A 12,568-nucleotide genomic window follows, 5' to 3' on the forward strand; every position below is an offset into this window, starting at 1 on the left:
CATGGCCGACATCCTGAAGAAAATCGAGGCCTACAAGCGCGAGGAGATCGCCGCCGCCAAGGCCGCCCGGCCGCTGGTCGATGTCTGCGCGGCCGCGCGCAGCGCGCCTCCGGTCCGCCCGTTCAAGGAGGCGCTCGACGCCCGTATCGCCAGGGGCGAGACGGCGCTGATTGCGGAGATCAAGAAGGCAAGCCCGTCGAAGGGCCTGATCCGCCCGGATTTCGATCCGCCGAAACTCGCCGGCGCCTATGAGGCCGGAGGCGCCGCCTGCCTGTCCGTCCTGACCGATGGCCCCTCGTTCATGGGCAGCCCCGACTATCTGACCGCCGCGCGCGACTCCGTTTCCCTGCCCGTCCTGCGCAAGGATTTCCTGTTCGATCCCTATCAGGTCGACGAGGCCCGCGCCTGGGGCGCCGACTGCATCCTGATCATCATGGCCGCCGTCACCGACGACGAGGCCGCCGCCCTCGAGAACGCCGCCGAGATCTACGGCATGTCCGTCCTGATCGAGATCCACGACACGGCCGAGCTCGACCGGGCGCTGCAACTCAGGTCGAGGCTGATCGGCATAAACAATAGAAATCTCAGAACCTTCGATACATCCCTTCAGACATCAATCGAATTGGCGAGGGCTGTACCGGACGGCTATACCCTGGTCGGCGAGAGCGGCATCTTCACGCCCGCCGACGTGGCGCTGCTTGCCGATGCCGGCATCCATGCGATCCTCGTGGGCGAAAGCCTGATGCGCCAGGACGACGTCACCGCGGCGACCCGCGCGCTGTTGTCGCGAACCGCCGCCGACGCGGCCGTATAGGCTGGAGCGAGCCCCGCCCATGTGCGCCGACAAAGCCCTCACCCACCTCGACGAGACCGGCACGGCGCGCATGGTGGACGTCTCCGGCAAGGCGGTCACCGCCCGTTCGGCGACGGCGGAGGGCTGGGTCCGGATGGCGCCCGAGACAATGGACCTGATCGTCCGTGGCGAGGCCAAGAAGGGCGACGTGCTCGGCACCGCCCGCATCGCCGGCATCATGGGCGCCAAGCGCACCCACGAGCTGATACCACTCTGCCATCCGCTCGGCCTGTCGAAGGTGTCCGTCGATCTCGAGCCTGTTGCCGCCGACAGCGCCGTGCGCGTGACGGCGACGGCCAAGGTGACCGGCCAGACTGGCGTGGAGATGGAGGCGCTGACCGCCGTCGGCGTCGCCTGCCTCACCGTCTACGACATGGTCAAGGCGGTCGATCGCGGCATCGAGATCACCGGCATTCGCCTGCTGGAGAAATCCGGCGGTCGCTCCGGCAGCTGGCACGCCGACGACAGCGGACAGGATGGCTGAGACCATGGCCCTCCTCCCGGTCGAAGAAGCCCTGCGGCGCATCGTCGACGGCGTTCCCCCCAGGCCCGCCGAGCGGGTGCCCCTTGACGACGCGCTGGACCGTGTCCTCGCCGAGGACATCGCCGCCAGGCGCACGCAGCCGCCATGGGACACCTCGGCGATGGACGGCTATGCGGTGCGCGCCGCCGACGTCGCGACCGTGCCCACAACACTGCGCGTAATCGGTGCGGCCCCTGCCGGCCATCCCTTCGAGGGAACAGTCGGGGCGGGCGAGGCCGTGCGGATCTTTACGGGAGCCCCCCTGCCCGATGGCGCCAACGCGATCGTCATCCAGGAAGATACCGAGCGCGCCGGCGACGAGGTCACCGTTCTTGAATCCTCCGGCATCGGCCGGTTCGTGCGCAAGCGCGGGCTCGACTTTGCCGAAGGCGACGTACTGCTCAGCGCCGGCCGCCGCGCCGACCCGCGCGCCATCGCCCTCGCCGCCGCGATGAACCATGCCGACCTGTCCGTTCATGGCCGGCCGAAAGTCGCAATCCTGTCGACCGGCGACGAGCTCGCCCTACCCGGCTCCGATCCCGGACCGGAAAAGATCATCGCGTCCAACGGCTTCGGGCTTGCGGCCATCGTCCGGCGGGCCGGCGGCATTCCCGTCGATCTCGGCATCGCCGCGGACGACCGTGAATCCCTCGCCGGTGCCGTCGCTAAGGCACGGAAGTCCGGGGCCGATGTTCTGGTGACCCTCGGCGGCGCATCCGTCGGCGAGCATGACATCGTCCAGGACGTTCTGGTCGCCGAAGGCCTGTCGCTCGATTTCTGGAAGATCGCCATGCGGCCCGGCAAGCCGCTGATGTTCGGCATGTTCGGCGCGAGCCGCTTCCTCGGACTGCCCGGCAATCCGGTCTCGGCGATGATCACCGCACGGCTGTTCCTCGTGCCGCTGATCCACGCGCTGTGCGGTCTCAGGGAAACCCAGTCCGGCGAGACCAACGCGCGCCTCGGGGCCGATCTCGGCGAAAACGATCAGCGCCAGGACTATCTGCGCGCGATGTCCAGCATCGATCCCGACGGCACCCTCGTCGTCACCCCCTTCGGCCGGCAGGACAGCTCCATGCTGGCCACGCTGGCCAGGGCCGATGCGCTGATCATCCGCCCGCCTTTCGCCCCGGCCGCGACGGCGGGCGAGACCTGCCGCGCGCTCCTGATGGATTTCTGAGGGCGGCCCTCGCGCGGCGCATCAGCGCCGGACGAGATGCTTCCGGCAATAGTCGTAAATCCGGTATTCCTGGCGCCAGAACGTCTTCAGGTTGTCGATGGCCTTTTCCGAAAGGGCCGGTCCTTTCGAAGGCGCCTGATGCTCGGTCTGAAAGGCCTCGGCGATCTGCTCGCGCGACAAGCCGGCGGGCTCAAGCAGACGGAAGACGTCGTCGTTCAGGTGCTCCAGCTCGGCGACGCAGTAGATCCTGTCGGCTGCCTCCTTCAACGGGGCAACGCCGCCGAGATGGAACGCATAGCCGCGCCGCAGATGCCCGATAGCCTGCATGGCGAATTCCGCGGCCGAACGCATCCGTTCGTCGTCGGTGACGAGCGCCTCGGCGAGATCGTTGGCGGTGGGGAAGTAGGAGAAGGCGACGGCCTCGTCCGTGCTCCAGGTGTGGTGATGCGCCGGCCGGCCGCTGCGAAGGCGACTGTTGAAACCGGACACGAAACGGGTCGACGGCTCGCGAATGACGAATCCGACCTTGCAGGACGGCGATTCTTCGAGAACCCGCTGCAGCGTGATCCGATGGCCGACTTTCTTGATCTTGATGTCCTGCCCGTCCTTCCGGAACTTCCTCAGGAACCGGCCGATCGACGTTCCACCCGTCTTGCCGATATGGAGGAGAACATAGTCCTCGAGAATGAGCGACTTCTTGCTCTTATTCGGTTTCCGTTTGGACTTTGATCCGAATGCACGCGGGATGACCATCCCCAATGCCCTTTCATGATATTTCTTTGCGACTGCCCGCGGCGACATAAGCTCGACCGACGTGATCTGGCGGCTGGTGGGTATGGTCATCCGACCGGTTCGCCGGTATCCCTAGCCGGATCGGTCGAGGCTTACAATCGCGATGAACGACCGCGTGCCGCGACCCGCCAGGCCGGATGGTGGCCCCTCGCCGACCCGCACGATCCCGGAGCAGCGCGCCCCCGTGCCCACACTGCGTCCATGCGATATTTGCCATTGCCGAACACAACAAGAACATGTATGTTTGTTCTTGATTTGTACACAATCCGGCGCCCAAAGACGGGCGGAAGCGGCAACGGGAGCGCGCAATGCTCACGCGGAAACAGCATGAATTGCTGATGTTCATCCATGAACGTCTCAAGGAATCGGGCGTGCCCCCGTCCTTCGATGAGATGAAGGAAGCGCTGGACTTGCGCTCGAAGTCGGGCATCCATCGACTGATCACGGCGCTCGAGGAGCGCGGCTTCATCCGACGCCTGCCGCATCGCGCCCGCGCGCTCGAAATCGTCCGGCTGCCCGAGTCGGTGGCGCCGGGGCTAGCCGCGCGCGGCCGCGGATTCGCGCCGAGCGTCATCGAGGGAAGTCTCGGCAAGACACCGCCGCCACCCCCGCCGGAGCCGGTAGAGACCGAGGCCGCCAACTCGAACGCGGTGGCCGTCCCGGTCATGGGCCGCATCGCCGCGGGCACGCCGATCTCGGCGATCCAGAACCACAGCCATTCGATCCAGGTGCCGGTCGAGCTTCTGTCGAAGGGCGAACATTTCGCCCTGGAGGTGCGCGGCGACTCGATGGTCGACGCTGGCATCCTCGACGGCGACACGGTCCTGATCCGCAAGACGGATGCCGCCGACACCGGCGACATCGTGGTGGCGCTGATCGACGACGAGGAAGCGACGTTGAAGCGCCTGCGCCGCAAGGGCGCGTCGATCGCCCTGGAAGCGGCCAACCCGGCCTACGAGACACGGATCTTCGGTCCGGATCGGGTTGCCATTCAGGGCCGGCTGGTCGGCCTCATCCGCCAGTACTGACGACGCCTGCCGGGCTCAGCAGCTCGGGGGCTTAGGGTCCCCGGCGCGTCCAGGGACGATCGCCGGACCGGTCCGCCGCCGTCTCGATGGCAATGCCGTTGGCCGTCTTCGTGAGCGTGATCGCGCCGGACCGCGCGGCATCCTGCGGACCGATCACGATGGCGTCGTCCCTGCACCACTGAGGCGGCGAGATCGGTGTGACGACGACGTCCGCCCAGGCGCAATCCTCCGCGAACGCCACCGGATCGCTCACGTAGGAAACACGCAGACGACCATTGTCGGCGACGCAGGCCCACGTATCGCAGGCCGCCCGTCGTCGCGGGGTCCCCTCGGGCACGAGTCCGGCGCTGCGCAGCCAAACCTCCACCTCGTAGTCCGATCCGGGCTTTGGCAGGAACGCCAGCGCGCCGTCCTGCATTCTCAGCGCCGCCATCCGTAGGTCCCGCGCGACGAAGAGGTCCGGCGGGTCGGAGACCGCACTCAAGACGACGCCGGCCGCAATGAACGGCACCCCCAGGAGGCGCACGCCCGTGCGCCAAAGCAACAGCCAGAGCCCGCCGGAAATCGTCAGGAGCAACGCGGCCACGGGCACCTGCGAGACCATGCGCACCGCCCCCTCCCAGCCGGCGACCGCCCTCGCCACGGCGAGAACGCCCTCGATCCCCAGCCCCATCGGGACAAGCGCGAGGCCTTCCAGGCCGAAGGGCATGAGCAGCACCGCGGCAAGCGCGGACGGCATGACCAGCACGCTGACGAGCGGCATCGCGGCGACATTGGCGATCAACCCGTAGACCGCCACGCGGTTGAAGTGATAGGCGGCGAACGGCCCCGTCGCCAGCCCGGCTATCAGCGCGGTGAACACGAGCCCGAGCACCGCCCGGACGAGAAAGCGGACCGGCGGCGCCATCGCGCTTTCACTCCGCGAAAGCGACCACCACCGCAACGCCTCGTAGGCCGAGACCAGGGCGACGGTCGCGGCGAACGACATCTGGAAGCTCGCCGTCACCAAGGCTTCGGGCGTCAGCACGAGCACGATCGATGCGGCGATCGCGACGTTGCGCAGGGTGATCGCCGGCCGGTCGAGCAGCACGGCAACCAGCATGATCGCCGCCATGATGAAGGCGCGCTGCGTCGCGATCGAGGCGCCCGAGAGCACCAGGTAGCCGAGCCCGCCGATCAGGGCGATCGCCGCCGCCCACTTCTTGATCGGCCGGGTCAACGCGAGACTAGGCGATAGCGCCAGACAGGCACGGGTGAACCAGAACAGCGTGCCGACGACGAGCATCATGTGCAGGCCCGAGATCGCCAGGATGTGCGCCAGGCCGGAGGCGCGCAGCGCGTCCTCGTCGGCGTCCGGTATAGCGCCACGCTCGCCCGTCACGAGCGCGGCCGCGATCGCGCCGACGGAGCCGGGCAGCGACTGCCGGATTCGCGCCGCGATGTAAAGGCGCGTCCGCTCGATCGCGGTCCCGAGCCGCACTGGCAGTCCGACATCCCGCGCGGTCTGGACCGGTTTCGGCGCGCTGGTCAGGAACCCGACGCCGCCGATGCCGGCGAACCAGGCCCGCCGGGCGTAATCGAAGCCGCCCGGCACCGCGGCGTCCGGCGGCGGCAACAGCATCGCGTCAAATCGCACCGCCTGTCCTGGCGTCGGCACCGACCAGCTGCCGCGCATCCACAGCGACAGCAGGGTCGGCAGCTCCGCAGCGGCATCGCGGCCGATCCGCTCCGGCGCCACCGTGAGCCGTGCCGCGCCGTCCTCCCTGAGGTCGACCCCGATGATCCGCCCGGTCACCGGAACCGGATATCCGGTCTCGGACACGACCGGCGCGGCGACCCAGCGGCTGCGAAGCCCCGCGTCCAACATGCCCAGCGACGCCAGGAACAGGCCGATGAACGCGATGCCCCCGAGCCGGCCCGGGCCGCAGCGGACAGCGACGATCCCGGTGACGACGCACAGGACCAGCACCGCCGCGAGCACAGGTTCCCGCGGCAGCGCGAAATAGGCCGCGATGCCGGCGCCGAAAGCGACGGGACCCCAGAGGAACAATCGCTCGCGCTCGCTGTCGGCGATCCTTCGGACCGAAACGCGGCGCGACAGGCGGCTCGACAGGCCGAGCAGCGGCGCCGGCAACGCCGGCCATCGCCGCGCCGCCGCGGAGCGCGATCTGCCGATCAAGGACGCGTCGTCGGACACCGCAGTCCCCCTGGGGCCGCGCCGAAGGTTTGGGCGCGACCGTTGCCCACACCGCTTCTATCTGCGCCGGCCGCCGTGCTACACAACGCCCAGCCTACACCGCACCATCCATACTAGACCGCACGAGAAACCGGCCGCCACCTGTCATGTCCAAACCTGAGATCGTCACCCGCTTCGCCCCCTCGCCGACCGGCTTCCTGCATATCGGCGGCGCACGCACCGCCCTGTTCAACTGGCTCTATGCCCGCGGACGCGGCGGCAAGATGCTGCTGAGGATCGAGGATACCGATCGCGCGCGCTCGACCGACGAGGCGATCGCCGCGATCGTCGACGGCCTGAAGTGGCTGGGCCTGGATTGGGATGGCGAGGCGATCTCGCAATACGCCCGCGCCGAGCGGCATCGCGAGGTGGTCGAGGACCTGTTGGCCCGGGGCAAGGCCTACCGGTGCTACGCGACACCCGAGGAACTCGCCGAGATGCGCGAGACGGCGCGCGCAGAGGGCCGCCCGCCACGCTACGACGGCCGCTGGCGCGACCGCGATCCCTCGGAGGCGCCCCAGGGCGTCAAGCCGGCGATCCGCCTCAAGGCGCCGACGGAGGGCGAGACCGTGGTCGACGACCACGTCCAGGGGCGCGTCGTGTGGCAGAACAAGGATCTGGACGACCTGATTCTGCTGCGGTCCGACGGCAACCCAACCTATATGCTCGCCGTCGTCGTCGACGACCACGACACGGGCGTCACCCACGTCATCCGCGGCGACGATCACCTGACCAACGCCGCCCGCCAGACACAGATCTATCAGGCACTCGGTTGGGCCGTGCCGGAGATGGCGCATATCCCTCTGATTCACGGGCCGGACGGCGCGAAGCTGTCGAAGCGCCACGGTGCGCTCGGCGTCGATGCCTACCGCGCCATGGGCTATCTGCCGCAGGCGATGCGCAACTATCTGGTTCGCCTGGGCTGGAGCCATGGCGACGACGAGGTGATGTCGAGCGAACAGATGCTCGAATGGTTCGATCTCGACGCCATCGGCAAGTCTGCCGCCCGCTTCGATTTCGCCAAGCTGGAGAATCTGAACGGCATCTACATGCGGCAGACGCCCGATGCGGAGCTGTATGACGCGCTGATGGAGAACCTGCCCTATCTGCCCGAGGGGCCGGCGTACGAATCCCGGCTCGACGCGGTAAAGTCGGACCGAATCCGACAGGCGATGCCGGGCCTGAAGGAACGCGCGAAGAATCTCGCAGAACTCCTTGAAAGCACGAAATTTCTTGTCGAGGACCGCCCATTGTCTCTGGACCAGAAGGCCGCCAAGATACTCGACGACGGCGCACGAGAGACCCTGAGCGCAGTCCTGCCTGTCCTTGAAGCCGCCCCACAGTGGGACGCGGCGAGCCTCGAAGCGGCGGTGAAGGCTTTTGCGGAGACCTCCGGCCGCAAGCTCGGCACGGTCGCCCAGCCGCTCCGTGCCGCGTTGACGGGCCGGGCGACATCGCCCGGTATATTTGACGTTCTGGCGGTGCTCGGCCGCGAGGAAAGCCTTGCCCGCATTGCCGATCAGACCGCTTGACCGTACCGGTCCCGCCCTATGTATCGACGATCCTGCCAACGCCCGGAGCTTGCCGATCCCGCTCAAATCGGGTACCGAGACAGTCATATTCCTACCGAACCGCACTCCAGCCGACCGTGGGAGCGAATCCGTATCCCGACGAGCCGAACCTGGGCTGTGCGGGTGCCCGCCACCAGGACAGGAGCCACCTGCCCATGAATGACAAGAACGTCACCGCCGCCAACACTGCGACGCTCAAGCTCGGCGACGCCGAGCATCAGTTTCCGGTCTATCCGGGCACGATCGGACCGGATGTCGTGGATATCTCGCGACTCTACGCCGACGCCCACGCTTTCACCTACGACCCGGGCTTCACGTCGACGGCGAGCTGTGAGTCGAAGATCACCTATATCGATGGTGACGAAGGCGTGCTGCTCTATCGCGGCTACCCGATCGACCAGTTGGCCGAGCACGGCGACTTCCTCGAGACCTGCTATCTGCTGCTCTACGGCGAACTGCCGACACAGGGCCAAAAGGCCGATTTCGATTTCCGCGTGACGCGGCACACCATGCTGCATGAGCAGATGATGCGCTTCTTCTCCGGCTTCCGCCGCGACGCCCATCCGATGGCGGTGATGGTTGGCGTGGTCGGCGCCCTGTCGGCGTTCTATCACGACTCCACCGACATCTCGGACCCGTATCAGCGCATGGTCGCCAGCGTCCGAATGATCGCGAAGATGCCCACGATCGCGGCGATGGCCTTCAAGTATCATGTCGGCCAGCCGTTCATGTATCCGCGCAACGAGCTCGATTACTCCTCGAACTTCATGCACATGTGCTTCTCGGTGCCGTGCGAGGAATACAAGGTCAATCCGGTGCTCGCCCGCGCCATGGACCGCATCTTCATCCTGCACGCCGACCATGAGCAGAACGCCTCGACCTCGACGGTCCGGCTCGCCGGCTCCTCGGGTGCAAACCCGTTCGCCTGCATCGCCGCCGGCATCGCCTGCCTGTGGGGCCCCGCGCACGGCGGCGCCAACGAGGCGGCCCTGAACATGCTTTCGGAGATCGGGTCGGTCGACCGCATTCCGGAATTCGTCGCCCGCGCCAAGGACAAGAACGACCCGTTCCGCCTGATGGGCTTCGGGCACCGGGTCTACAAGAACTATGACCCGCGCGCCAAGATCATGCAGAAGACCTGCCACGAAGTGCTGGCCGAGGTCGGCATCAAGGACGATCCGCTACTCGACGTGGCCCTGGAACTCGAGCGCATCGCCCTGCAGGACGAGTACTTCGTCGAGAAGAAGCTGTATCCCAACATCGACTTCTATTCCGGCATCACGCTGAAGGCGCTGGGCTTCCCGACCTCCATGTTCACGGTGCTGTTCTCGGTCGCCCGCACGGTCGGCTGGATCGCCCAGTGGAAGGAGATGATCGAGGATCCGAAGCAGAAGATCGGCCGTCCGCGCCAGCTCTACACCGGCGCCACGCGGCGCGACTACGTTCCGGTATCGATGCGCAAATAGCGCATCATCTCCGAATTCAGATTTCTATGGCCGGGGCGCCAGTGCGCCCCGGCCATTTTTTTCAAGGACATCCAGGACGACGGCGGCCGCCTTCCGGCTCGGGTTGTCGCCGTCGATCAGCGTCGCGTCCCGGACCTTGTCGATTGCGGCCAGTTGCCTACGCCGCTCCGGACCGTCGTCGAACAGTGGATCGACCGCGTCCGACAGCGTCTGCGGATCGCATCCCTTATGGATGTACTCCGGAAACGCGTTCTCGCCGATCACCAGGTTGGCCATCACCACCGAATGGGTGCGCACCATCCAGCGCAGCGCCGCGGTCAGCGGATCGAGCCGGTAGGTGACGACCATCGGCACGCCGGCAAGCGCCAGCTCGAGCGTGACCGTCCCGGACGCCGCCAGCGCGACCCGGCCGGCGGAGAATGCGTTCCATTTCTCGAATTCGCCCGAAACGACACGCGGTCTGACCGGCCAGTCCGCAACCTCCTGGCTGAGCCGATCGGCCAGATGCGCGACCGCGGGGAGGACCGGATCGAAGTCCCTGCCCTTGTCGCGCAACGCCTTTAGCGTGTCGCGGAAGACCGGCATGAGCCGCTCGACTTCAGTGATGCGGCTGCCGGGCAGCACCAGTAAGGTCGGCTTGCCACCCGCCTGTGCCGCCCTGCCCGGCATCAGCGCCAGCCGCTCGACCGCCGGATGCCCGACATAGACGCAGTCGGGACCCCCGAGACGCCGGTGTACGGCCGGTTCGAACGGGAAGACCGCGAGAACCCGGTCGATATAGGCGCGCATCTTCCGCGCCCGCCAGGGCCGCCAGGCCCAGACGGTCGGGGAGACGTAGTCGACGATCGGAAGCCTTGGCAACCGCCGGCGCACGCGTTTGGCGACCTGATGGGTGAATTCCGGACTGTCGACGATGATCAGGATGTCCGGCTCGAAGGCAACGACGTGATCGACGGCTTCATGTACGCGTCGAATGAGGCCCGGCAGCCGAGCAAGGATCGCGAACGGCCCCATGACGGCGATCTCGGACAGTGGAAATACGCTCGTCAGGCCCGCGCGTTCCATCTCCGGGCCGCCGACTCCGGCGAAGGATATCGTCCGATCCGCATCGGCCTGCATGGCTTCCATGAGGCCGGCACCGAGATGATCGCCCGAGGATTCCCCCGCGATCATCGCGATGCGAAGCGGACGCGACTGCGATCGCTCCGGAACCTGATCGCTCATGGCCGGCGGCTTGATCCGCTACCGGTGTCGATCCCGACGAAGAACAGACCGGCTTCGTCGGCCGCGCGGCGCACGTCGTCGATGCGCGGCACCAGCACCCTTCCCGCCTCGACGGCGATCCCCTCGAGGCCCGCATCCTTGGCCACGCGTATCGTTTCCACACCGGCGACCGGCATGTCGAGCCGAAGTTCCTGGCCGGGCTTCGCCGACTTGATCAGGACGCCCGACGGCGGCGGCACCGATATCCGCCCCTCTCGGCGCAGGTCGGAGCAGCGGGCCACCATCGCATTGGTGCCCTCCGCAGCCTCCACCGCGATCACGCGCCCGTCGAGCACGATGACCGCCTGACCGATATCGAGTGGCCCCATCTGGCGAATTGCCTGGAAGCCGTAATCGATGTCGGCGCGGGCCTTTCGCCCGGGCTTGACGCGTCCCAGCGTTCCGGTCGGCGCGACCAGACGCGGCACGACGTCGGCCGGGCCGACGATCCGGAAGCCCTCGCTTTCGAATATCTGGACGACACCGTTGACCACCTTGTCGTCGCCGCCGCGCTTGAGGCGCATGATGGCCGGCAGCAGCGCCGCCTTGACGGCGCTCATGTCCCATTCGATGTCGGAAAAGCGGGGCCTTCGGAAACTGCCCGCCATCAGGACGTCGCGGCAATTGCGCTCGACAAGCAGCGCCTTGAGGCGCCCGGCGGCGCCGATCGGAAGCCGCGCCGTCGGAAAGGCGGAGAAATCCGCGTCCGCCTCACCGTCCACTGCGATGACGAACAGGGAGCGCCCGGTGTTCCGGACCTCTTCCGCGACGAGGCGCGGCAAATCCCCGGCGCCAGCGATTATGGCCAGCGGTCCCAGGCTTGCCTCCTCCCGGCTCGCCGGATCCGCAGACATCCCGTCACCCTCCGCGTCCGCTACGCGGGGTGCACAAGGCCCGATCGGAATCGGCCCGGATGAAATCGACCACCTTTGTGACCAACGGATGTTCGGGGAACAGCTGGGCGACGTCTTCCACCCGTTCCATCAGCGTGCCTTCGTTCGAAAACAGCAACCGATAGGCCTGGCGCATCGTGTGGATCTGTTCGCGATCGAAGCCATGCCGCTTGAGGCCCACGATATTGAGCCCTCCCAGATGGGCCCGGTTTCCGAGAACCGATCCGTACGGGATGACGTCGTTCTCGACGCCGCTCAAGCCGCCGACGAAGGCATACTCACCGATCCGCACCCATTGATGGACGGCCGCGAGACCGCCGAGGATGGCGTGATCCTGCACCTGGCAATGGCCGGCCAAAGTCGCGTTGTTGATGAAGAGCACATTGTTGCCGACCTTGCAGTCGTGCGCGACATGCGATCCCACCATGAAATAGCAGTTGTCGCCGACCGAGGTCTCCATGCCACCGAACGCGGTGCCCGGGTTCATGGTCACCTGCTCGCGAATGACGCAATCGGTGCCGATGAGCAGACGGCTCGGCTCCCCCGCATATTTCAGGTGCTGGGGCGGTTGGCCGAGGGACGAATATGGATAAATGCTGGTGCGCGCGCCGATGTTCGTATGCCCGTCGAGCACCACGTGCCCGACCAGCTCCACGTCATCTCCGAGTTCCACATCGTCGCCGACGATGCAGTATGGACCAATCTTGACCCTTTCGCCGAGGCGGGCCCCTTTGCCGACGATAGCCGTCGCGTGAACATCTGCCAT

Annotated in this window: 11 protein-coding genes; 6 read left to right on the forward strand and 5 right to left on the reverse strand. The window is 67.0% G+C overall.

What is annotated here, in order from left to right:
* Position 1 precedes the first annotated feature (1 nt).
* From trpC to MUB46_RS21055, 3 genes are read left to right on the forward strand one after another with little or no spacing between them, the layout of a single operon-like run.
* Positions 2-814 (forward strand): indole-3-glycerol phosphate synthase TrpC, encoded by an 813-nt coding sequence (gene trpC, locus MUB46_RS21045; protein WP_261617943.1) that lies wholly within the window; start codon positions 2-4, stop codon positions 812-814.
* Positions 815-833: 19 nt separating this feature from the next.
* A complete protein-coding gene (gene moaC, locus MUB46_RS21050; RefSeq protein WP_261617944.1) occupies positions 834-1,337 on the forward strand; it encodes a cyclic pyranopterin monophosphate synthase MoaC in 504 nt (167 codons plus the stop codon).
* A gap of 4 nt (positions 1,338-1,341) precedes the next feature.
* On the forward strand, positions 1,342-2,553 hold the full coding sequence (locus MUB46_RS21055; RefSeq protein ID WP_261617945.1) for a molybdopterin molybdotransferase MoeA: 1,212 nt from the start codon (positions 1,342-1,344) through the stop codon (positions 2,551-2,553).
* A gap of 21 nt (positions 2,554-2,574) precedes the next feature.
* Here MUB46_RS21055 and MUB46_RS21060 read toward each other — a convergent pair whose 3' ends face one another.
* Entirely contained in the window at positions 2,575-3,396 is an 822-nt protein-coding gene (locus tag MUB46_RS21060) for a sulfotransferase family 2 domain-containing protein (RefSeq protein WP_261617946.1), read from the reverse strand.
* Positions 3,397-3,653: 257 nt separating this feature from the next.
* Here MUB46_RS21060 and lexA point away from each other — a divergent pair, with 257 nt between their 5' ends.
* The gene (gene lexA, locus MUB46_RS21065; RefSeq protein WP_261617947.1) at positions 3,654-4,373 is read left to right on the forward strand and encodes a transcriptional repressor LexA; all 720 of its coding nucleotides are present in this window, start codon (positions 3,654-3,656) and stop codon (positions 4,371-4,373) included.
* Between the two features lie 31 nt (positions 4,374-4,404).
* Here the strand turns inward: lexA and MUB46_RS21070 are convergent, their stop codons facing one another.
* Entirely contained in the window at positions 4,405-6,552 is a 2,148-nt protein-coding gene (locus MUB46_RS21070; protein ID WP_261617948.1) for a ComEC/Rec2 family competence protein, read from the reverse strand.
* 164 nt (positions 6,553-6,716) lie between these two features.
* On the opposite strand from MUB46_RS21070, the gene gltX reads away from it, so the two are divergent.
* Complete coding sequence (gltX, locus tag MUB46_RS21075; RefSeq protein ID WP_261617949.1) at positions 6,717-8,141, forward strand: glutamate--tRNA ligase; 1,425 nt, start codon at positions 6,717-6,719, stop codon at positions 8,139-8,141.
* 194 nt (positions 8,142-8,335) lie between these two features.
* Entirely contained in the window at positions 8,336-9,646 is a 1,311-nt protein-coding gene (gltA, locus tag MUB46_RS21080; protein WP_261617950.1) for a citrate synthase, read from the forward strand.
* A gap of 24 nt (positions 9,647-9,670) precedes the next feature.
* On the opposite strand, the gene lpxB is transcribed toward gltA, so the two are convergent.
* From lpxB to lpxA, 3 genes are read right to left on the reverse strand one after another with little or no spacing between them, the layout of a single operon-like run.
* Positions 9,671-10,870: a lipid-A-disaccharide synthase gene (gene lpxB, locus MUB46_RS21085; protein WP_261617951.1), complete on the reverse strand. Its 1,200-nt coding sequence runs from the start codon at positions 10,868-10,870 to the stop codon at positions 9,671-9,673.
* Entirely contained in the window at positions 10,867-11,763 is an 897-nt protein-coding gene (locus MUB46_RS21090) for an LpxI family protein (RefSeq protein ID WP_261617952.1), read from the reverse strand. The genes lpxB and MUB46_RS21090 overlap by 4 nt, the downstream gene beginning before the upstream one ends.
* A gap of 4 nt (positions 11,764-11,767) precedes the next feature.
* On the reverse strand, positions 11,768-12,568 hold the full coding sequence (gene lpxA / locus MUB46_RS21095; protein ID WP_261617953.1) for an acyl-ACP--UDP-N-acetylglucosamine O-acyltransferase: 801 nt from the start codon (positions 12,566-12,568) through the stop codon (positions 11,768-11,770).

Source organism: Microbaculum marinisediminis (assembly GCF_025397915.1).
Taxonomy (GTDB): Bacteria; Pseudomonadota; Alphaproteobacteria; order Rhizobiales; family Tepidamorphaceae; genus Microbaculum; species Microbaculum marinisediminis.

Bases quoted from the DNA above. Each gene is read 5' to 3' on its own strand.
- trpC (WP_261617943.1), top strand. From the start codon at position 2: ATGGCCGACATCCTGAAGAAAATCGAGGCCTACAAGCGCGAGGAGATC.
- moaC (WP_261617944.1), top strand. From the start codon at position 834: ATGTGCGCCGACAAAGCCCTCACCCACCTCGACGAGACCGGCACGGCG.
- MUB46_RS21055 (WP_261617945.1), top strand. From the start codon at position 1,342: ATGGCCCTCCTCCCGGTCGAAGAAGCCCTGCGGCGCATCGTCGACGGC.
- MUB46_RS21060 (WP_261617946.1), bottom strand. From the start codon at position 3,396: ATGACCATACCCACCAGCCGCCAGATCACGTCGGTCGAGCTTATGTCG.
- lexA (WP_261617947.1), top strand. From the start codon at position 3,654: ATGCTCACGCGGAAACAGCATGAATTGCTGATGTTCATCCATGAACGT.
- gltX (WP_261617949.1), top strand. From the start codon at position 6,717: ATGTCCAAACCTGAGATCGTCACCCGCTTCGCCCCCTCGCCGACCGGC.
- gltA (WP_261617950.1), top strand. From the start codon at position 8,336: ATGAATGACAAGAACGTCACCGCCGCCAACACTGCGACGCTCAAGCTC.
- lpxB (WP_261617951.1), bottom strand. From the start codon at position 10,870: ATGAGCGATCAGGTTCCGGAGCGATCGCAGTCGCGTCCGCTTCGCATC.
- MUB46_RS21090 (WP_261617952.1), bottom strand. From the start codon at position 11,763: ATGTCTGCGGATCCGGCGAGCCGGGAGGAGGCAAGCCTGGGACCGCTG.
- lpxA (WP_261617953.1), bottom strand. From the start codon at position 12,568: ATGGCAGATGTTCACGCGACGGCTATCGTCGGCAAAGGGGCCCGCCTC.